The organism is Peribacillus sp. Aquil_B1, assembly GCF_022603275.1.
GTDB lineage: Bacteria > Bacillota > Bacilli > Bacillales > DSM-1321 > Peribacillus.
This window is the reverse complement of sequence record NZ_JAKXEE010000002.1, coordinates 307,355-327,429: the sequence shown is the minus strand read 5'-3', so window position 1 is coordinate 327,429 and position 20,075 is coordinate 307,355. Positions and strand designations below refer to the sequence as shown.

Genomic DNA, 20,075 nt, shown 5'->3' with positions numbered 1-20,075 from the left:
GGGGTGTGATGCACCCCTCGTATGATAATGGGATTTTTGCCCTTCTGGAACGACTCAATCCGTATCGGTGCTGACATCTTTATCGGGATGCATGAAAGGCGGCTGCGGCGCTCTTTTAGACTCTAACAATTCACGGTTTTCGGTTGAATTCCAGCCTATATCATTGGTGGGGTGTATCCATTCGTCTCCAGCCATGATTTCCGGATCTGTATCTTCACTCCAATTTTCGAGTGGTGAGTTTTCGGAGGCATATTTACTGTCGCCGATGACGACTCCATAATCATTAACGAATGGAGCCTGTGGTTTTATGCCGGTTCCTTTAAAGCTTGGTGCGTTAATTTGGTGTGGTTGAGTATCGTCGATAATGGGTGAATCCAATTTTTTTTTCATATAGTGTCTCCCTTTCCGTTTTACGGTTATTTTTCTCGTCTGTCCCTATATTATCCCTGAATAATTTCCGGCATTTTTACCCCATTCTAAAGATGTAAACTATATTAAAAAGGGTGGATGAAAATGAAACGGAAAGCCAATGTGGATGGTGCTGTCAAAGCAAGTAAAACACCAAAAAGAAACCAAGCTGAAAATGAATTTTCCAATGAGTTCGCAATGGAGGAAAACGCAATGAAAGGTGCCAACCGCAATTCAAAGCAAGGCAGAAAAGGAAGAAGTTAATGGATAAAGAAAAACGGGACAGCGAAGAAAAGTTGGGAGAACATGTACGAACGGAATTTGGAATCGAATTCAGCGGCGATATGAACGCAACAAAAATTTATGAAATTTTGGCAAAAGAAAATAAAAAACGTGAAACTGATAAGTAAATAAGGACGGACCCAAATCTTGGGTCCGTCCTTATTCTTAAAGCATGATGCTGCCAGAGTTTGAGAGAGGGAATATCGTTGATCCCTTACCACTCGGATCAAAATAGGCAAGCATGAACGATGGTTTATCGACGATTGTTCCCTCAGCTAAATACGTTTCCAAATCAAAGGGAAGTGCCTCGAGCAATGTGTGTTTGTGTATTTCCTTTTCATTAAGGGCCAAAGCTGTGAAAGAGGAACCAAGCTGTTCAGGTTTATTCAGAATATCTTCATATATCTCTTTGCGCCCATTTTTATCTAATGAAGCTTCCCACCAAGGTTTACGTGGTTTGTATTTTTGATTCATGAAATAATCCAATTTCATGAGTCCGATGATATTTTTCAGTTCGGCAGATTCCCGGGAAGCCAAAAACTGCTGTAAACGTCTGAACAAGTCTTCAAGCTGATGTCCGATTCGTGACCACCCTTGTTCATCCCAATACGTACCGAAATCTTGAAAGAAGTCGAACGGTGATTGAAATACCGTTTGGACAAGATATTCCGTTGTATGGTCCATTCTATGATCGTTCCAGTATTTTTCAAGGACATCTTCAACTTGTTTAATGCGGACAATGTCATCGAAGGATAAAACATTATTCCCCAGGATTTCATAGGGAGCATGTTCGCTGTATATATATTGGTGTTCATCGGCACGTATCCGTAAGCCAGTGCCTCGAAGCATCTTTAAGAAACCAAGCTGCATCTCTTCGGGTCTGAGTTCGAAAACATCATTGAAGGTCTTTCTGAAAGAATGATAATCTTCTTCTGGTAAACCGGCAATTAGGTCTAAATGCTGATCAATTTTCTGACCTTCTTTTACCATGGTTACGGTTCTTGTCAGCTTTTCGAAATTCTGCCTTCTCATAACTAGATCATTCGTATGATCATTCGTCGATTGTACGCCTATTTCAAAGCGGAACAGACCTGCAGGGGCATTATCGTTCAAGAACTGGATAACTTCCGGACGCATGATGTCCGCCGTGATCTCGAATTGGAAAACCACACCGGGAAGATGTTCATCGATTAAGAATTGAAACATTTCCATGGCATAGCTTCGGCTGATATTGAAGGTTCGGTCAACGAACTTAATGGTCTTTGCACCATTAGACATTAGGTACCTGATATCTTCTTTAATCTTTTCACGATCAAAATACCTGACACCCACTTCAATCGATGAAAGGCAAAATTGGCAGCTAAAAGGGCAACCTCGGCTAGTTTCGATATAGGTGACACGTTTAGATAGGTCGCCACGGTCTTCCTCCAAACGATATGGAGTAGGGAGGGATTTCAAATCTACCTTGCCGTTCTGAGGCTGGATGATTTTTTTCCCATCCTGCCGATACGCAATGCCGCCGACCTTCCTATAGTCATTCGAACCTTCTATTTCAGATAAAAGGGCCTTAAAGGTGACTTCACCTTCACCAATTACGATGAAATCAGCCCCGGGAATCTGATCAAGCCATTCCCCAACATCATAGGTGACTTCAGGTCCGCCCAGGATGATAACCAATCTTGGATTGATCTTCTTCAGCATGGCTACGACCTTCATTGTTTCCTCGATGTTCCAAATATAGCAGCTGAACCCGATTACGTCAGGTTTTTTGGAATGAAGGTCACCAACTATGTTCATAATCGGATCTTTTATTGTATATTCTGCCAGCTGTACATCATAATCTGGCTGGGCATAAGCTTTTAAATATCGGATGGATAGCGATGTATGGATATATTTTGCATTAAGAGTACTGATTATTATATTCATGTTTAAAGGGCGTAAAATAAACGCCTGACTCCTTTCGTGTACATGTCTTTTTAAGCCAACAAGCACTAACGAGTAATTTTACCATAGCGTGCTTCATTTGAAAAATGAGTTATTGTGTTGAAGGGTTATTAATCTTTTCACCTTGAAGGTCGATATGAAATAAAAACGGATAAAGCAGAAAATGCTTCATCCGTTTTATTTAAAAAGCTTGTTTAATATATTCTTTTGTTTTAGTCATGAAACGTTTTGTTTTGGTCGCCTTCAATTCGATGATCGGCTGTGCCATCGTAGCGATCATTTCACTTGATAATAGCACCGTAATCAAGAAAGAGAGGCCGGCGAGCATGATGAAGCTCTCTGTATTGCTGAAGTATTCCTGTATAGTGCTTTCACGGAAAAACCGAATGAAGAAACCATGCAGCAGATAGACATAAAGGGTTTGTTTACCCCAATTTGTAAAGAAATATTGTCCGCGTGGGATGAATGAAAGGAAGCTGAACACTGAAATGATGCTCAATCCATAAAATCCTAGGCGTTTGAACATGGACACGATTGTCGCATCTTCGAGTTCGGCATATGGTTTCGAACCGAGCAGCCATTTATAATTGATATCGGTATTTAAATAAAAACCGATAAAAATCACTAACATGACACTAAGTGATGCCAAACGAACTTTGGGAGTGAATAGTTTTTTTAAATGGTCCTTGCTTAAATGGTATCCGATCAAGAACATCGGGAAAAAAACGAATGTCCTGGAAAGACTAAGGTAATTGGAGATATTGTCAATATATCCAATCACTAATGCGATTAAAATAGATAAACCTATGCCTACTGATGGCTTTAGCTTTGAAAAACCAAGCAGCATGATGTTCCAGCAGAATAAACTGATCAAGAACCATAGCGACCATTGAGGGTCGAGCAGGTCAACGGTGATGGCAGAGCGTTCATATAAGAAATAATAGTAAACGGTATATATCAATTGGAAAATGATGTAGGGTAAAATCAGTTTTTTAGTAATTTTAGCTAAATACCCTTTTTGATAAAAACCTTTCGCAAAGAAGCCTGAAACCAGGATGAAGGCAGGCATGTGAAAGGAATAAATGGTTTTATATAATGCATAAATCGTTTCACTGTCATGTATATACGTATTCAGCAAATGTCCAAAGACGACAAAAGCCATGAGAATGAACTTGGCGTTATCGAAGAAAAAATCACGTTGTTTCATTATTGCCTCCATTTAATAAATTTTTAAGGTAGCTAGAAAGAAAGCATTGTTATTTTTTATACCCTAAATACCTTGTACGAAATCAATATTTATTAAATTTATTATAAAAATCTTAAATTAAGCTTAACGCTAAGTTTTATAGTATTCAATATACTATAATTTGATATATAGGGTGATTTTGGAATTTTTCCGATTTTCGAAAATACCGAGGAAAATCAAGATGGATGTCGAATAAAGTTGGTAAGTAGGGGTCTTGATGAGGGGGGTTAATATGAATATCGGTTATGAGAATGAAACGGGATATAAACAGGAAATTATAAAATTGAATAAACAAATCGAAGGGTATTTGAATATTTTCAATTCAATGTCAGAGCCTTATATTAGGGTTGATGAGGAACTGCGTATCACTTTTGCCAATGATGCCTCATGTGCCCTGCTGGAATCATCGAAAGATCAGCTGGAGTCCATGAAGATAACTGATTTTCTCGATGTCATCCCTTTAAATAATCAGGAAGTGTCAAGTTCCCTAAAAACCTCGAATGAATCTGAAAGGCAAATTATCCAGCTTCATACCGGAGCCCTTAAGCAAATAGAGTTTGTGCGTATAGGCGATCTTTCCGAAGGACAGCAGTTCTATCGTTTGGGAGATGTGACATTGGATGTTTCTTCGTCAAGGGAAACAAGGATGTCAAGGCAGATGTTTTTGGACATTTTTGATACAGCCATAGAAAGTATCGTTCTATTCGACAGTTCAGGAATAATCATGGAAGTGAACCATGCCTTTATCCATGTCATGGGCATACCGAAAAAAGAGATTGTCGGTAAGAATATGAGGGACCTCATATCCCCTGATTATCGGGGATATTGGGATGAGAGCATACAAAAAGCCTTTTATGAGTCGAACTTCAAAGGAGAGGTAGAGATTAAGGTTGGGGATGAGCTGTATCACTTTACTTTTTCCATAAGTTCAACGGTAGGAAATGAATTATATATGTCGGTGCTTCGAAGAATCACAGATTCTAATATAATAGAAAAAAAGTTAGAGACGAGTGAACGGATTTTTGCGGAATTATTCGACCAGTCCATGGATGCGATCATATTCTGGAATGATGATGGAATCATTTTTCGGGTCAATCATTCAGCATGTAAAATATTCGAATCCAGCAGAGAGGATTTAATAGGCAGTTATATCTGGAAATACGTGTACAGCAATAATCACCATTTTGGTCAGATGATGGAAACGTTTACAAGAGACACCCAAGTTCGGGGTGAGCTGATTTATAAAATGCCTAATAACCAAATTAAATTGCTTGAATTGACTGCCAAAAAGCACGAAGGTGACGGGTATAACGTAACGATATTTCGAAATGTCAGTGAGCGCTGGTTGATTGAGAAGGAATTAAGGGATAGTGAGAAGAAGTTCAGGAAGATTTTTGAGGGAACATTAGACGGCTTGATTCTCTGGAATCATGAAGGGTTCACGGATATTAATGAAGCGGGTCAAAAAATATTGGAGATTTCAAAGCGTAAACTGCTTTCTTTATCTGTTAAGGGATTCATCGAAAAAATCCCTGAAAATGCTCCTGTCTTGAACGCTCACATTGAAAATGTTTATAAGCATGAGGTCTACTCATCCATCATTCCAATAACATTCGAAGATGGAAGAGTAAAGCATATTGAATTTTTGACAAGGAAAAATTTATATTCGAACCTGAATTTAAGCATTTTCCGAGATGTGAGTAAAAATCTCGAAATGCAGGAACAGATCAGGAAATCGGATACTTTGAATGTCGTTGGTGAACTTGCGGCCGGAATTGCTCACGAAATCAGGAATCCAATGACAGCCTTAAAAGGTTTTATCCAATTGCTTGAGGATGGTGTCAAGGGGGAATTTTCCACATACTTTCATGTAATTACTTCCGAAATTAAGCGAATCGAAACCATTATCACGGAATTTTTGGTACTGGCAAAACCGCAGGCGCTAAAAATTTTCAAACAGGATGTTCATACCATTTTGAGAGAGACACTGGAATTACTGGCCGCTCAGGCACTGTTGGAAAATATTCAATTCGAGACTGACTTTGAAGAAGAGGAATGTAACGTTTTATGTGAAGCGAACCAGTTAAAGCAAGTGTTCATTAACATCATTAAAAATGCATTGGAAGTCATGCCGGATGGGGGATCTGTTTCCATTAAAACAAGCCGATTTTCAGAGAAATACGTTTGCATTTCAATTACTGACAAAGGCATGGGGATTTCAGCGGAAATGCTAAAAAAATTGGGTGAACCTTTTTATACGACGAAGGATAGGGGAACGGGGCTCGGGCTCATGGTCAGCTATAAAATCATTGAAGAGCACAATGGCTATATAGAAGTGGAAAGCGAAGTAGGAAAAGGGACATGCTTTCATATTTATTTGCCTTTCGAGTAGTAGATTTTTTCGATATACTGCCGAATTACGGGCTAGCCGGGACACCGCTAGTTAGACTTGGCAGGCAGTCGGGGGAAAGGGAGCGGATTTCTGAAAATAACTAACGTTTTTCGTAAAGAAAGGTTCTATCTAATTTATAAAACAAACTAAAAAACTGCAGTCAAACTGGCTTTTTCTTCGAATTTTCTACAGTCTGGGGAATCCTTATTGGATTCCTTTTTTTGTTCCATCATTATTATTTTGGAAGCACAATTGAGATTATTAAAAATGTTGTGCTTTCATTAATGGGAAGCTGCTGAATTAATGAAGAGGAAACTAAGAATCCCCTCAAATTGGGGAACTTTCGAATCATCTTTGGGAGCTGACTTCATATGATTTCTTTCTGATCATTAGAAGGGTTTATGGTTAGAAATTTCCGTCATATCCTGTCTGCTAGTGGGTAAAGCTTTATCACAATTTAAGAAGTTTTGTCTTTTTTTGCGAATCTATTTACATATAAGGCATATTTTGTAATACTTCTTTATTATAATGTAACTTTAAAAGGGCAGGAGTAGTGAATGTAGTTATGAATTCTAGGTGTGCAATGGAAATTTGTTCTGAGATTCGAATGAAGCGTTGGGAAATGATGGAGTTGGCCAAAATGTATGGACTAGGTCATGAGTATACCCTTCGCCAAAGCGAGCAACTTGATAAACTAATAAATGAATATTTGATCCTTCAACATCATTCATCGGAAGTGAGGAATAAGCGGGAAGAAATGGTTGTTATAGTGCAGCAGCCCTTTAATGATGACATAACCTTTTAGAGGGAACTGAATGCATGCATGACTTTTTAAACTGGCAGGCAGGGAGATTCTCGCCTTTTTGCGATTTCCCATGAAGGAACCTTTATGAACAAATCATTTAAAACAATTAAAGAAAGACTCATATATACAAGAAATATCTTTGTGATTTTCATGGGCTTGAGGTATATAACGCGGGAGACCACCAGAAGGTGTCCTTCATGCATAGGGATTCGTTTAGAGGCCTTACTTTTTCTGAATGGATTAAAATAAAAAGTAAGGGCTGACTCACTTGATGGAGCCAGCCATGGCAGGTGGGGGAAATTACAAAACTTCCAATAATATTACCATGAACAAAAGGCCGATAATGAAGGAATAGGTAGATGTGCGTTCATTACCATCCCCATGGCTTTCAGGAATCAATTCTTTATAAACGATGAAAAGCATGGCCCCGGCTGCGAAAGCTAGGCCGTATGGAACCAGGAACCCAATGTATGAGGTTAAATAATAACCTAATAAGCCCGTAATTATTTCGATGGTACCGGTTAAGGTTGCTATCAGAAACGCTGTGAGTTTACCGATTTTTTGATTAATTAAAAACAAGGCTACCAGTAAGCCTTCCGGAGCATTTTGCAGGCCGATGGCAAAAGCGATCAAGTTACCTGTATCAGCTGTATCAGAGGCATAACTGACCCCGACGGAAAGACCCTCAGGAATATTATGAAGTGTAATGGCAGTGATGATGAGCAAAGCCTTTTCATCGAACTGAATACCACTTTTCGTATGGCTGAGATCAATATGAGGAATGTTTTTTTCCATGATCGTTAATGTCAATACCCCGAGAAACACTCCAATGACTAGCTGAATATACCCTCCGGTGGCCAGAGACTCCGGGATCAGGCTCAATAACGAAGCAGCCATCATGATTCCAGCGGTGAATGCCAGAAGCGTGTCTCTGAATCGATGTGTGATTGAACCTTGAATGAACAAGATCGGTAACGCACCAAACCCTGTAGACATAGCAGATAGGATGCTGCCTAATAAAACTCCACTCATAAATTTCTCCTTTGTATGGTACTTATCGTTACTTATTTGTAAACTTTTGGGTGAAACAATAATTTATTGTATTTAGACGCGAAAAATATGTTCCAGGAATTAACAATTTTGCAGTTACTCTTCTGCATACCATTTTTTCAATGTTTGATCAGTCGGCAGCGACATGCTGATGATCCCCAGCAATGGCAGGAATCCCACTAGCTTAATCATGGATTCGATTCCAATTATATCCGCAATGGCTCCCAATGAAACGGATCCAATGGCACCCATTCCAAAGGCCAACCCAACAGTCAAGCCAGCCATCGTCCCGACTTTTCCCGGGACCAATTCCTGTGCGTATATAACAGTGACGGAAAAACTGCTCATGATAATGAATCCCGCCATCAATAATAAGATAAAAGCGGCTGTAGGAGGTACGAATGGTAAAAGTGCGGTCATTGGCATGCTGGCAGCGAAAGAAAAGAAAATGACATTTTTACGACCGAATCTATCAGCAAGCGGACCTCCAAAAAACGTACCTACAGCACCAGCGGCTAAAAAGGCAAATAGGAAATATTGTGCGGATTTTATCGTGAATGAATACTGCTCGATTAAATAAAAGCTGTAAAAGTTCGTCATGCAAGATACATACCAGGAACGTGCAAAAATAATGAATAAAATCAGTACCAGGGCTTTTGCCACTTTATGGGACCGCTCTTTATTGATTACTTTTGCAGCACGCTTTTTAGGCTGGAAGTGAATTGATTTTTGGGAATACCACTTGGCAATATACAGCAATAGGATAACGGCCATTAAGGCAACCAGGGCAAACCAGAGAGCGCCTTTTTGCCCAAAAGGAACAAGTACGATGGCTGTGATGAGCGGGGCAAGTGCCTGCCCGCTATTCCCTCCGACTTGATAAATTGATTGTGCCAGGCCTCTCTTTGATCCGCCTGCCATGTAGGCAACCCTGGACCCTTCCGGATGGAATATGGCTGACCCTAAGCCCATCAAGATGACTGCACCAAGGATAATGGTATAGTTTGGGGCAAGTGCAAGAATGATGACCCCGATTAAAGTACTGGTCAACCCAATGGGCAATGCATATGGAAATGGCTTTTTATCCGTATAGAACCCAACTGCCGGCTGCAGAAGCGATGAGACGATATTCAGGCAGAATGCGATCATCCCCAGCTGTGTATACGTTAACGACATTGATTTTTCGAGGATTGGGAACATGGCCGGTACGACGGCCTGTAGAGAATCATTCATTAAATGGCATATGCCTATGATGATCATGATTTTAAGAGTCATATCCTGTTTTTGCGGTTTTGTTTTAATGGCAGCCATACTTCCCATCTGTTTATTTCCTTCTTCCTGATTGAGATTTTTACCTATTCAATAAATAGATTCAAGAGGCATGCACCGTATGCATGACATCTTAAAATAAATCGGAATCGTTACTAGTCTTCATAAAAAATGAAACCCTTCAAAGTATTGCTATGAATGTTTTATCAGCGGTAAGCTGATTGTAACGGTTGTACCGTTTTGAGGTTTACTTGAAAACTCGATGATACCGTTAAAAGATTCAATAATTCGTTTACACACAAATAGCCCTAATCCGGTTCCTTCCTTTTTCGATGTATAGAAGGGATCGAACACTTTATCTATATCTTTTTCATTCAGTCCTTGCCCGGTGTCGATGATCATGATTTTAGCCCATTCATTTTCATGGTGAATTTGAATCCTTAACTTTTTCCCGACTTCCATGGCCTCGAAACCGTTTTTAGCAATGTTGAGAATGACTTGTTTGAGTTGGTCCTTTGTACAATGAACCCGGACCGGCTCCTTTATGATATTCCATTCCACTTCAATATTGAATTGACGTGCTTCTGATTCTATTATTGGTCTCAATTCAGCAATGATACTGCGAATATCATATAAGGATAAAGTCTGGGCCATTGGCTTCCCTAAAATCAAAAATTCGCTGACGATGCTATTGATCCGTTCAATTTCCTTCATGATGACAGAGTAATAGAACTGATCTTGTTCTTCAGGGTGTTTTTCAACCAATAATTGCACTAGCCCCTTTATGCCAGTAAGTGGGTTTTTTATTTCATGAGCAGTACTGGCAGCTAATGTACCGACAAAATCTATTTTTTGGCTTTCGTTTAGTAACTTTTGGTTTTTAATATTCCTGCGAACGATCAGTTCCTCCACGATGATATAGATCATGTGGGTAATAAAGAAGGTGAAAAAGACAAGCATTAAAAAAACATTCATATTATTTGAGTTAATCTTGTCGGGGACTTTGACCGACAGTGTCCAATCGACTTCGGTCAAAGGGACATCCACCCATGTTGAATGTCCAGAGAATCCTTCGGCATTTATATCTAAAATTCGGGTTTTGTCCTTTGTTTCCAATGTAAAGGTATGACCGGGGCTAAGGATCTTTAATCTTCTTTCCAAATGATCCAGCCTGATATGTGCCAATAAAAACCCTTGGACTTTTCTTTCTTGATCCAGAATGGGAGCAAAAATGGAAAAATGATTAAAATTACGGTTATGTAGCTCTTCTGTTCCTGCAACAAACGCTTTTTGAGTTTTTACGGCACGCTCAATATCATTCTGTTCAATGAAATCGTAATGATCGAAATCCTTATTCGTACCTGAAATGGATACACCGTCGCGATTTAGCCAATACACTCCTGCATACCTGGAATCTGTATCTTTGATCCATTTCAAAAGAAGTTCGGTTTTTTTATCATCCTTATCAAGCACGGAGCTGCTAAGGCTAAGCAGCTCAAGGCTTTCCTTCGTTTCACTGATAACTTGGTCTATGTATTCTTGATAAAACGTTCCCGCCCATTTAGCTTGTTCCTGACTTTCTTTTTGAATGGAACGTTCTAAATGCATCCAATAAATGATAGAGAGAAATATTAATGGTAAAATAACAATAAGTAGATATGTGGTGAATTTATGCCTTTTTTTCATGTTTGTCACTACTTTAGTTTTTTTTTCAAGTATATCAAAATGATTGATTAAACAATAGTGCATACTAACAGGGCAGATTGACAAAAAAGTCTTTATGTCATATAATAACTTTTAATTCAAGATATTTTAATTAAAAATTTTTAAGGTTGTGAAGTTATGGAGAATAATAACATCCAACAGTCTTTGAAACTGTTCATTGTGATGTCTAGAGCTCATCGATCCATTAATGATTTGGTAAATAAACATATAGCTGAAGAAGGTTTGAATCCAACAGAGTTTGCCGTACTGGAATTACTTTATCATAAAGGGGATCAGCCTCTTCAGCAAATAGGCGGAAAAATTTTGCTAGCTAGCGGCAGCATTACCTATGTCGTGGATAAACTTGAACAAAAGGAATATCTGCAGCGAATAGCATGTAAAGAGGATCGCCGTGTAACCTTTGCGAAAATAACAGATAAAGGAAAGGCCTTCATTGAAGGAGTATTTCCTGAGCATGAAAAAAGAATCGATGATATCATGAGTGTACTTACGCAAGATGAAAAGGCAACCGTGATCGAATTGCTTAAAAAAATTGGGTATTCCGCTCAAAATTAGCTAAAGAACCAGCACCCGGACTTATCCGCAGGTGCTGGTTTTTTATGTCTGTTAAAACCTGAATTTGTTTCTAGGACATAGAGGTTTTTAATAACGCTGCGGCGAATTAATTATATTACGATAACCGCGATAATGATGAATGTGACCTGGATTGGAAAATGTTACTCTGGATTATACAGGAAAAAATTTTTATATATCGTGAAAAGGAGCGTACATATGAAATTTAATGAGTATGAATATAAACGTCCTGAAATGGATGAAATTAAAACACGGTTCATGAAAGCTTTGGAAAAATTTACTGACGCTGATAATGCCGATGCACAAATAAAAGCCATGATAGAAATAAATGAAATTCGAAATTATGTAGGTACGATGTTTAATTTGGTCTATATACGGCATTCCATTGATACCAATGATGATTTTTATAAAGCGGAGAATGATTATTTAGATGACTTCTCCCCTGAAATGGAAGAGTTAACCTCCAAATTTTACAATGAACTCGTTGGCTCGAAATATCGCAAGGAGCTTGAGTTGAAATGGGGAACTCAACTATTTGACCTGGCAGAAGCCCAACTCAAAACTTTTTCGCCCGAAATCATACCACAGCTGCAAAAAGAAAATAAATTATCAAGTGAATATTCACAATTGATTGCCTCAGCAAAAATTCCCTTTGATGGCAAAGAATTAACACTAGCGCAGCTTCAGCCTTTTATGGAGTCCCCGGACCGTGAATTAAGAAAAAATGCAAGTGAGGCATATTACGGTTTCTTTGAAGAAAAGCAGGAGGAATTGGATCGTATATTCGACGAACTTGTCAAGGTGAGGCATGGAATTTCGACAGCGCTCGGTTATGGGAATTTCGTGGAACTTGGGTATTATCGAATGACAAGGACTGATTATGATGCTGAAATGGTTGCTGCATTCCGCAAGCAGGTGAAAGAGGAAGTGGTACCGCTTGTCACCCGGCTGAAGGGACGACAGCGCGAACGTCTGGGATTAGAGAACCTGAACTATTATGATGAGAATTTTCATTTCAGAACGGGTAATGCCACTCCAAAAGGCGATGCCGAGTGGATCATCGAAAACGGGAAAAAGATGTACCAGGAGCTTTCGCCTGAAACGAATCAGTTTTTCAACTATATGATAGATAATGACCTGATGGACCTTGTGGCGAAGAAGGGAAAAGAGAGCGGAGGCTATTGTACTTTTATAGAAGACTATAAGGCTCCATTCATCTTTTCCAATTTCAACGGTACTTCCGGGGATATAGATGTTTTGACACATGAGGCAGGCCATGCATTCCAAGTGTATCGCAGCCGTGATCTTGACATTCCTGAGTATTATTGGCCCACATATGAAGCATGTGAAATCCATTCGATGAGCATGGAATTTTTAACATGGCCATGGATGGAGCTATTTTTCAAGGAAGATACGGAAAAGTATAAGTTTTCCCATTTAAGCGGTGCCCTCATATTCCTTCCGTATGGCGTGGCTGTTGATGAATTTCAGCATTTTGTCTATGAAAATCCTGATGCCACCCCAGTTGAAAGAAGGCGGGCTTGGCGTAAGATCGAGAAGGAATATTTGCCGCATCGCGATTATGAAGAAAATGAATTCTTGGAGAATGGCGGGTATTGGCAGCGGCAAAGCCACATTTATCAATCACCTTTTTATTATATCGACTATACATTGGCCCAGATTTGTGCTTTCCAATTCTGGAAAAGGTCGACTGAAAAAGATGAAACGGCTTGGGAGGATTATTTGAATCTGTGCCAACTGGGAGGCAGCAAGTCTTTCCTTGATCTCGTTGAATCTGCTAATCTGAAATCCCCGTTTGTTGACGGGACTGTAGAGTCCGTTGTGAAGGTGATAGACGAATGGCTCTCCACTGTAGATGATAAGGCATTATGAAATAGTAGGCTGTATACTAGAAAGAACGCTTGGAGATCATTTCAAGCGTTTTTTTAAATCTTCTATTCGTTTGAAATGTTGGGCATGAAAAATGCTGTATAAGCCTTAAGAAGAAATGCATATGGGGGTTCAGTTAACATTAATGTGAGAATGTTAGCACAGTAAAAAAACACCCGACGAAAGGAATATTGCTCGGCTTGTCTTAAATGTCTCTTCCTTACATATAAATGTAGGGAGGAGGGGAGAGTATGCTGTCAAGGTGGTCAGGAAGTTTTCAGATTGCAGCGGTTTATGTAGGCACGGTCGTCGGGGCAGGGTTTGCAACTGGAAAAGAGATTGTCGAGTTTTTTACCCGTTATGGCTTTTATGGCTTTATCGGGATTTTAATAGCAGGCTATATTTTCATTTTCACTGGAACGAAAATCATGCTCATTTCCACAAGGATCAGAGCATCTTCTTATGAGGAGTTTAATCAATTTCTTTTTGGCAGGAAAATAGCAGGAATCATCAACATCTTCTTCCTTATCATGCTGTTAGGGGTGACGGCTGTCATGATTTCGGGTTCAGGAGCCGTTTTCGAAGAACAACTTGGCGTGCCTAAAAGTATAGGAAGTTGGTCTACGATCATTCTGGCATCCTTGGTCCTGATGATGGGCATGCGAGGTGTTTTCACTGTGAACTCGTTTGTAGTACCAATCATGATCTGTTTTAGTTTAATCCTTTTTTTCTCTACCCTGGGTAATGGGGATTTCTTTAAGACCCTTACAAAGGTTCCAGATGATGTGATCACCGTGAAAATGATTTTGTCACCATTTGCCTATACAGCCTTTAACCTTGCTTTGGCTCAGGCTGTGCTGGTTCCGGTTGCGTATGAAGTTCGAGATGAGAAGGTCATTAAACAAGGTGCAATCCTTGGTGGGATATTCCTAACGATCATTTTATTGACGGGGCATTTTTCACTTATGACTCTTCCTGACGTGAATGGTTATGAAATTCCTTCAGCAGTTATTATGAGAACGGCAGCCAGTCAGTTATATTGGATGTTCATTTTGGTGATTTACGGGGAGATTTTCACTTCGGTCATCGGAAACATATATGGATTACAGAGGCAAATCAGCAGTTATATTAAATTGCCAAGCATGCTGATCATAGCGGTCATTTTTTTAATTGCTTTGATCATTAGTGAATTCGGATATGGAAGGTTACTAGGATATATTTATCCGGTTTTTGGATACATAAGCCTCCTTTTTTTAATGCTGGTCTGGAAAAGCAAAGCGGGGAAGGAGTGATGAAGAACGGGGGGCCTGAACTTCTTAGCCCTCCGTTACAGGGAATCAATGTTCATCCTTTCATCAGCGTCTTAGCCATCTCTAAAAAAGCATCCCGGTAATCTCGATCTTTTTTTGTGAACATAGTTAAGCGGACGGGCGCTTTTTCATCCTTGAGCAATATGGAAGTGATTACATCATTCCCACTTTCCACTTCAAATCCCGTGCCGCCCTCGATATCAAGTGAAGGATCCCTAATCGTTTCTGAAATGCTTTCCAGCTGGGATTGAACATTTTTTTCCACCTCATCCCAATTGACATCCGTCTTCAATAATTCTATTCTCATAAAAATGGAGTCATCTTCAGTCAGGAAAACAATATCCTTTCCAGGTTCTTCGGCACTTAATCTGAATTGTTGTAAAACATAAAGGCTGAACGGTTGATTATCACTTTTTTTTAAGAACGCTGTTTTTTCCTTTGCTTCCCCGTTAATTGAATATTGCAGGTTTTGCTCCATCAGTCTTACTTTGTTATTGCGATTTTCTCCTTGAGAAGTATTGCCTTCGTTCCCCTCTTTTACTGAACCTTCTTGTGGCTCACCTGCATTTTCGTCTGTGGTCGTACCGCAGCCAGTGAGCAGAAAAGCGGCGAATGTGACACAGCCAATAAAACGTGTCCAACGAGTCATTTGTTTCCCTCATCTTTCTGATGGAAATTCCAATCTGAATTTTAATATTTTGCATCACATACAAGTGTATTGCCCTTTAATGAATTAGACGGAGTAAAATGGAAATGGTTACAAAAAACTGGAGAATCAATTCGTGCGCTTGCTAAAAAGTGAAAAACGGAATGGTATTGAGAAACCATCCCGTTTTTGAATTAACCTATGATTTTATAATTTTTATGGTTGACGACGGTTTTCTGTTCAAGTTCCAAATCACGATAATTTTCCATATACGTGACGTCCACGATTACTGAGTTCTCGTTCACTTTCTCGACGATTCCTTTTAAGCCTTCTCTAAATTCAATGATATTTCCAACTTCCGCTTTCTTCATGGTAATCATCCTTTCCCATTTTGTTTCCAATGATCAAAAAGTAACTATGGAGTAATTGGATTATTCGAACATCTTGCCGTTTAGATTTTGACGTGGGAAGTGCTAGTAAGAGAATTAGTTATCTCTTATGTCGGTACAGTAAGCTAAACTTTTAAAGAGATGCGATTTTTGAAATGGAGCAGTTGTAATAAAGTGGCATAATTTGGTATATCTTGAAAACGCAGTTATACGTACCAGTATGTAATTCTATGTACAAAATATGCCAATCATTTTACAATATGATATTTTACTATACAGTTTGCACTATTTTAAAGCATACGTAAAGAATAATGTAGCAAGAGGGCCTCAAAAAATTCTGATTTATATTTAGTGGCATGCTTATGTTAAAATGAAAACGGAATTTCTCCTGACTAAATATGATGGAACATTTGATAATTAAGGAGGATAATATGATGAATGCAGATGAAGCAAAAGATGTACTCGATAAACTGGCAAATCGGGAAATGGATGAATTCAGGATAACAAAAGAAGAATTTTTAGCTTTTCGAGAGGTTCTAGTTAAAAGGGAAGACTTTAAACATTTTCGGGGAAATGCCCAACATGACGGTGTGATAATTTATACGTATTTAGAAGAAGCGAGAAGTTAATCGATGTAAATGATTAGGGGTGGCTCATGTTTGAGCCACCCCTAATCATTTACAATGGAAAAATCACTTGTTTCCTTAATTTATTTAAAGCGGACTTTCTCCATGATTTGACGGCTGCTGCAGTGACTTGATAGACATCAGCTATTTCGGATACCGTTTTATTTTCGAGGTATGTCTGTAAAAGCCAGCGTTGCTGATTCAGTGTCAATCCTTCGGTGTAGGTTAGGATATTATCGATGGCAAAGGCCTCTTCATGCATCGCAAAAGGATCCTTAATCTCTAATATGAAGGAATCAAAGGGTTCGGTACGAATCTCATATTTATGATGATGCTTTAATTCGTTCAGAATTTTGCCTTTGATTACCGTATAGGCATAGTTGGAGAATTTTCCGTATTCCTCATTGAAATTCCCCAATGACTCCCATAAAGCAATCAAGCCTACTTGAAAATATTCTTCCTTATTTTTATAGATGGAAAGTGAGCGGATAATATGATGGATCATCGGGGTGAATTCCTTCGTCAGTGCTGAGAAATCTTCCATTAAGCAAGTCACCTTTAGAAAGTGCACTTTCCTGTATTCCCGGGTGCTTCTACCATAAATAAATCGATCATATATAGCCAAAATGCGTAACGGAAAAATGGAGGGGGGAAAAAGTGGGTTTTCAAGGGAGCTAAAAAGAACCTTATTGAAGGGAAAACGTAGATTCAGATAATCTTGAAAAAGTTGACCAAATGAAAAAAGCACATCCTGATATTGGATGTGCCGAAACATTTCACTGCGTCTTCTTTTAATTTTTCCTCTTCATTCAATGTAAAGCCAAACACATGAATGCTCCGTTTGTCGACAAAAGGAGTTTAGAAAGGTAAATCATCATTTAGTTTTTATAAATACGGAAGCGGGCATATTGATATACCGTTGAATTTGTTAACTTTGCGATTTTCGGAAACCGGCATCCTGTGCGTCCTGTTCAGTACAAAACATTTCTTCTGGTTTAGTTATTTCGTAATATTGGCCCGAAGGAATGTGATATATTTTATTGCCTTTAGAGTTTATATTCCCTTTAATTTGCGGGTTACTGCAAGAGCCAGTCGGCTTTTCCACCGATACTTCCTTTGACCGGGACTCATCAAACCCATTTGAAGTTGCATAGTTTTCAATAGACCAAATACCGATTTCGTCTCTTTGGGCTTGTTTCTGAATATCTTCCAATTCATCAAGATATTTCGTGTTCGGTGCATATACATAAGCTACCCTTGCCAGTCCTTTTTCCAGCAGGAGTTTATTCACCATTTTACCATCAACATAAAAATAGGCCAGCAGCCGGCCGTATTTATCCCTTTCACCTATGCCGGTTTCTACTTCCACTTCAGAGCCTGCAGGCATGAGTTCCTTGGCGAACTTGCTTGCTTCAGGTCCAAAAGGCTGAACGGGCTTGGATGGGTGCACGGTTTCTGGAGTATCTACCAATAGGAGCCTGACCGTTTCTTCATTTCCATTAGCCATTTTGATTTTTACTGTATCTCCGTCAACAACTTTGATGATCTCGGCTGTGAATGTCTTGCCTTTTACTTCATTTGAAATTGAATCTTCCTGCTTGGATTGATTAACCTGGTTATCTGATGCTGCCTGGCAGCCAGACAACGTGATCAGGCAAAGTGCAGTCAGGAGAAAAACATTCAGATAAGAATGTAACAAGGAATTTCCGTTCATGATAGTCCCTCCATTTATTAAGGTGTTTTCCACGTCCGTCATGGATATATTCGGCAGGACTAATACTAACCCATAAAAAAGCGAAAGAAAATGAAAATTTTAACATGCATCGCTACCCCATATCATGATAGTTTCTTATAATGATATGGTGGAGTAAGGGAGGCAGGCGTGCAAATTGATATTTAGGCTTGAAAATATTACGTATAAAGGGATTTTGAAAATTGATGATTTGAAAATACCAGCTTGTATGGTTACTTGCTTGACTGGGGAAAGCGGTGCAGGAAAAACCTCACTGCTCCGATTATTGAACAGGATGGATGACCCGGATAGCGGTTCGATCTATTATCAGGATCAGCTGCTGGATACATTCAACCCGATTGAGCTCCGGCGTAAAGTCACAATGCTTTCCCAGGCACCGTTCACTTTACCGGGTACGATTGAAGAAAACCTTCAGATTGGCCTGGAATTGACAGAACAGGAAAAAAAGGATAAAGCCGAATTGGTAAAAGCACTTGAAACCGTCCAGTTGCAGAAGTCTTTAGACGAGGGGGCTGAGAATCTTTCTGGCGGGGAAAAACAGAGGCTGGCACTGGCGAGGTTACTTTTATTGAAACCTGAGGTGTATTTACTGGATGAGCCCACTTCAGCTCTTGATGAGGAAGCTGAGCTGGCGGTCATGAGCCGGTTTTTAGAAGAAGTAAAGCGGGAAAAAGGAACAGTCATCATGATTACCCATTCAAAACAGCTTGCGGACACCTGTTCTGAAAAAAGGATCGTTCTGAAAAAGGCGAAAGAGGGTGATTATTAATGGAGGCGAATGGGATAATAGATATTGAGTTCTGGCGTCTTTGTGCGGCCTACGTGTTTGTAGTAATCCTGCTCATAATCGTGAAGTGGCGCGGAATTTCACGGGAAAAGCAAATCATGCTCGCTACGGTGCGAATGACGGTCCAGCTCATTCTCGCCGGATATGTTTTGACATATATCTTTGAAAATCCCCACCCTTTACTTTCTTTAGGATTTTTATGTGCGATGACCCTTTTTTCCATCCATAATATTTTTAAGCAAGTGTCCCATACACTTAATAAGAAAATCAAAAGGATGGTTATCCTAAGTATGTTGTCAGGTCCCATGGCTGCCTTGTTTTATTTTAATGTGGTCGTGATCCATTTCACTCCATGGTATGAGCCAAGGTATTTCATTCCAATTGCAGGGATGATCGTGGGAAATGCGATGACAGGAGTGACTTTGGCGCTTAAAAACCTCCATGATGGGATTAGCAGTAATCGTGAAAAGGTAGAAGCAATGTTGATGCTTGGAGCGACTCCAGCGAGGGCTGTGAAGAAATATGTGGATGCTGCATTCGACTCGGCAGTTCTCCCGACTTTGAACAATATGCTCGGGATGGGGATTATCTTCCTTCCAGGAATGATGACAGGGCAAATTCTGTCGGGGATAAACCCGCTAATCGCTATTGAATACCAGATTGCGATACTAATCGGGATTCTCGGAAGTGTTTCTTTAACGGTGGTCCTTTTCATTATGCTGAGTTTCAGGGCTTTTTTTACCAAAAATGCACAGCTGTCCATTTAATCATTGAAGAATCTGAAAAGTAATAGTTGCAGTTCTTTCTATATTTTTGTACTATTTTGTAGGTACCAATAGTTTTGGTTTGTTTGTTGGGAATGATAATGCTATCCTGATAAGGAAAAGGGCATTTCTTTTTTTCGTTTCTTTCCTGATTGGATGGAGAAAACCCCTTACATAACCTATTTTTGTTAATTTATCTTAAAGGAGATTGATTTA

General features: G+C 39.4%; 20 protein-coding genes. 10 read left to right on the top strand and 10 right to left on the bottom strand.

What is annotated here, in order from left to right:
* Positions 1–54: 54 nt before the first annotated feature.
* Entirely contained in the window at positions 55–390 is a 336-nt protein-coding gene (locus tag MPH60_RS15285; RefSeq protein WP_241590470.1) for a DUF3905 domain-containing protein, read from the bottom strand.
* 123 nt (positions 391–513) lie between these two features.
* Between MPH60_RS15285 and MPH60_RS15280 the strand changes: the two genes are divergently transcribed.
* Positions 514–672, top strand: coding sequence for a hypothetical protein (locus MPH60_RS15280; RefSeq protein WP_094246584.1), 159 nt, complete (start codon positions 514–516; stop codon positions 670–672).
* Positions 672–818 carry a hypothetical protein gene (locus MPH60_RS15275; RefSeq protein ID WP_241590469.1) on the top strand — a complete coding sequence of 49 codons (147 nt, stop codon included), beginning with the start codon at positions 672–674 and terminating at the stop codon, positions 816–818. The genes MPH60_RS15280 and MPH60_RS15275 overlap by 1 nt, the downstream gene beginning before the upstream one ends.
* 37 nt (positions 819–855) lie before the next feature.
* Here the strand turns inward: MPH60_RS15275 and MPH60_RS15270 are convergent, their stop codons facing one another.
* Both MPH60_RS15270 and MPH60_RS15265 read right to left on the bottom strand, forming a co-directional pair.
* Complete coding sequence (locus MPH60_RS15270; RefSeq protein WP_241590468.1) at positions 856–2,616, bottom strand: B12-binding domain-containing radical SAM protein; 1,761 nt, start codon at positions 2,614–2,616, stop codon at positions 856–858.
* 199 nt (positions 2,617–2,815) lie between these two features.
* Positions 2,816–3,841, bottom strand: a complete 1,026-nt coding sequence (locus tag MPH60_RS15265; RefSeq protein ID WP_241590467.1) for an acyltransferase family protein — start codon at positions 3,839–3,841, stop codon at positions 2,816–2,818.
* Between the two features lie 271 nt (positions 3,842–4,112).
* On the opposite strand from MPH60_RS15265, the gene MPH60_RS15260 reads away from it, so the two are divergent.
* Positions 4,113–6,272 (top strand): PAS domain-containing sensor histidine kinase, encoded by a 2,160-nt coding sequence (locus MPH60_RS15260; RefSeq protein WP_241590466.1) that lies wholly within the window; start codon positions 4,113–4,115, stop codon positions 6,270–6,272.
* A 565-nt stretch (positions 6,273–6,837) separates the two neighbouring features.
* Complete coding sequence (locus MPH60_RS15255) at positions 6,838–7,077, top strand: aspartyl-phosphate phosphatase Spo0E family protein (RefSeq protein ID WP_101224501.1); 240 nt, start codon at positions 6,838–6,840, stop codon at positions 7,075–7,077.
* 300 nt (positions 7,078–7,377) lie between these two features.
* Here the strand turns inward: MPH60_RS15255 and MPH60_RS15250 are convergent, their stop codons facing one another.
* From MPH60_RS15250 to MPH60_RS15240, 3 genes are all read right to left on the bottom strand, one after another.
* Positions 7,378–8,109, bottom strand: a complete 732-nt coding sequence (locus tag MPH60_RS15250; protein ID WP_241590465.1) for a ZIP family metal transporter — start codon at positions 8,107–8,109, stop codon at positions 7,378–7,380.
* A 114-nt stretch (positions 8,110–8,223) separates the two neighbouring features.
* Complete coding sequence (locus MPH60_RS15245) at positions 8,224–9,447, bottom strand: MFS transporter (RefSeq protein ID WP_241590464.1); 1,224 nt, start codon at positions 9,445–9,447, stop codon at positions 8,224–8,226.
* A 141-nt stretch (positions 9,448–9,588) separates the two neighbouring features.
* Entirely contained in the window at positions 9,589–11,082 is a 1,494-nt protein-coding gene (locus MPH60_RS15240; RefSeq protein WP_241590463.1) for an ATP-binding protein, read from the bottom strand.
* Positions 11,083–11,238: 156 nt separating this feature from the next.
* Here MPH60_RS15240 and MPH60_RS15235 point away from each other — a divergent pair, with 156 nt between their 5' ends.
* From MPH60_RS15235 to MPH60_RS15225, 3 genes are all read left to right on the top strand, one after another.
* Complete coding sequence (locus MPH60_RS15235; protein WP_241590462.1) at positions 11,239–11,676, top strand: MarR family winged helix-turn-helix transcriptional regulator; 438 nt, start codon at positions 11,239–11,241, stop codon at positions 11,674–11,676.
* 216 nt (positions 11,677–11,892) lie between these two features.
* Positions 11,893–13,587: a M3 family oligoendopeptidase gene (locus tag MPH60_RS15230; protein ID WP_241590461.1), complete on the top strand. Its 1,695-nt coding sequence runs from the start codon at positions 11,893–11,895 to the stop codon at positions 13,585–13,587.
* Positions 13,588–13,835: 248 nt separating this feature from the next.
* Complete coding sequence (locus MPH60_RS15225; protein ID WP_241590460.1) at positions 13,836–14,876, top strand: YkvI family membrane protein; 1,041 nt, start codon at positions 13,836–13,838, stop codon at positions 14,874–14,876.
* A 52-nt stretch (positions 14,877–14,928) separates the two neighbouring features.
* Here the strand turns inward: MPH60_RS15225 and MPH60_RS15220 are convergent, their stop codons facing one another.
* Positions 14,929–15,543 carry a hypothetical protein gene (locus MPH60_RS15220; protein WP_241590459.1) on the bottom strand — a complete coding sequence of 205 codons (615 nt, stop codon included), beginning with the start codon at positions 15,541–15,543 and terminating at the stop codon, positions 14,929–14,931.
* A 191-nt stretch (positions 15,544–15,734) separates the two neighbouring features.
* Complete coding sequence (locus tag MPH60_RS15215; protein ID WP_064505160.1) at positions 15,735–15,911, bottom strand: YkvS family protein; 177 nt, start codon at positions 15,909–15,911, stop codon at positions 15,735–15,737.
* A 452-nt stretch (positions 15,912–16,363) separates the two neighbouring features.
* Here MPH60_RS15215 and MPH60_RS15210 point away from each other — a divergent pair, with 452 nt between their 5' ends.
* Positions 16,364–16,558 (top strand): hypothetical protein, encoded by a 195-nt coding sequence (locus MPH60_RS15210; protein ID WP_241590575.1) that lies wholly within the window; start codon positions 16,364–16,366, stop codon positions 16,556–16,558.
* A gap of 49 nt (positions 16,559–16,607) precedes the next feature.
* Here MPH60_RS15210 and MPH60_RS15205 read toward each other — a convergent pair whose 3' ends face one another.
* Positions 16,608–17,099 carry a sigma-70 family RNA polymerase sigma factor gene (locus MPH60_RS15205; protein WP_241590458.1) on the bottom strand — a complete coding sequence of 164 codons (492 nt, stop codon included), beginning with the start codon at positions 17,097–17,099 and terminating at the stop codon, positions 16,608–16,610.
* Between the two features lie 384 nt (positions 17,100–17,483).
* On the bottom strand, positions 17,484–18,269 hold the full coding sequence (locus MPH60_RS15200) for a thermonuclease family protein (RefSeq protein WP_241590457.1): 786 nt from the start codon (positions 18,267–18,269) through the stop codon (positions 17,484–17,486).
* A gap of 175 nt (positions 18,270–18,444) precedes the next feature.
* Here MPH60_RS15200 and MPH60_RS15195 point away from each other — a divergent pair, with 175 nt between their 5' ends.
* Both MPH60_RS15195 and MPH60_RS15190 read left to right on the top strand, forming a co-directional pair.
* Complete coding sequence (locus MPH60_RS15195; protein ID WP_241590456.1) at positions 18,445–19,077, top strand: ABC transporter ATP-binding protein; 633 nt, start codon at positions 18,445–18,447, stop codon at positions 19,075–19,077.
* Positions 19,077–19,862 carry an ABC transporter permease gene (locus tag MPH60_RS15190; RefSeq protein ID WP_241590455.1) on the top strand — a complete coding sequence of 262 codons (786 nt, stop codon included), beginning with the start codon at positions 19,077–19,079 and terminating at the stop codon, positions 19,860–19,862. Before MPH60_RS15195 ends, MPH60_RS15190 begins: the two co-directional genes overlap by 1 nt.
* Positions 19,863–20,075 lie beyond the last annotated feature (213 nt).

Excerpts from the sequence above, each read along its gene's own strand:
- MPH60_RS15285 (WP_241590470.1), bottom strand. The coding sequence starts at position 390 with ATGAAAAAAAAATTGGATTCACCCATTATCGACGATACTCAACCACAC.
- MPH60_RS15280 (WP_094246584.1), top strand. The coding sequence starts at position 514 with ATGAAACGGAAAGCCAATGTGGATGGTGCTGTCAAAGCAAGTAAAACA.
- MPH60_RS15275 (WP_241590469.1), top strand. The coding sequence starts at position 672 with ATGGATAAAGAAAAACGGGACAGCGAAGAAAAGTTGGGAGAACATGTA.
- MPH60_RS15270 (WP_241590468.1), bottom strand. The coding sequence starts at position 2,616 with ATGAATATAATAATCAGTACTCTTAATGCAAAATATATCCATACATCG.
- MPH60_RS15265 (WP_241590467.1), bottom strand. The coding sequence starts at position 3,841 with ATGAAACAACGTGATTTTTTCTTCGATAACGCCAAGTTCATTCTCATG.
- MPH60_RS15260 (WP_241590466.1), top strand. The coding sequence starts at position 4,113 with ATGAATATCGGTTATGAGAATGAAACGGGATATAAACAGGAAATTATA.
- MPH60_RS15255 (WP_101224501.1), top strand. The coding sequence starts at position 6,838 with ATGAATTCTAGGTGTGCAATGGAAATTTGTTCTGAGATTCGAATGAAG.
- MPH60_RS15250 (WP_241590465.1), bottom strand. The coding sequence starts at position 8,109 with ATGAGTGGAGTTTTATTAGGCAGCATCCTATCTGCTATGTCTACAGGG.
- MPH60_RS15245 (WP_241590464.1), bottom strand. The coding sequence starts at position 9,447 with ATGGGAAGTATGGCTGCCATTAAAACAAAACCGCAAAAACAGGATATG.
- MPH60_RS15240 (WP_241590463.1), bottom strand. The coding sequence starts at position 11,082 with ATGAAAAAAAGGCATAAATTCACCACATATCTACTTATTGTTATTTTA.
- MPH60_RS15235 (WP_241590462.1), top strand. The coding sequence starts at position 11,239 with ATGGAGAATAATAACATCCAACAGTCTTTGAAACTGTTCATTGTGATG.
- MPH60_RS15230 (WP_241590461.1), top strand. The coding sequence starts at position 11,893 with ATGAAATTTAATGAGTATGAATATAAACGTCCTGAAATGGATGAAATT.
- MPH60_RS15225 (WP_241590460.1), top strand. The coding sequence starts at position 13,836 with ATGCTGTCAAGGTGGTCAGGAAGTTTTCAGATTGCAGCGGTTTATGTA.
- MPH60_RS15220 (WP_241590459.1), bottom strand. The coding sequence starts at position 15,543 with ATGACTCGTTGGACACGTTTTATTGGCTGTGTCACATTCGCCGCTTTT.
- MPH60_RS15215 (WP_064505160.1), bottom strand. The coding sequence starts at position 15,911 with ATGAAGAAAGCGGAAGTTGGAAATATCATTGAATTTAGAGAAGGCTTA.
- MPH60_RS15210 (WP_241590575.1), top strand. The coding sequence starts at position 16,364 with ATGAATGCAGATGAAGCAAAAGATGTACTCGATAAACTGGCAAATCGG.
- MPH60_RS15205 (WP_241590458.1), bottom strand. The coding sequence starts at position 17,099 with ATGGAAGATTTCTCAGCACTGACGAAGGAATTCACCCCGATGATCCAT.
- MPH60_RS15200 (WP_241590457.1), bottom strand. The coding sequence starts at position 18,269 with ATGAACGGAAATTCCTTGTTACATTCTTATCTGAATGTTTTTCTCCTG.
- MPH60_RS15190 (WP_241590455.1), top strand. The coding sequence starts at position 19,077 with ATGGAGGCGAATGGGATAATAGATATTGAGTTCTGGCGTCTTTGTGCG.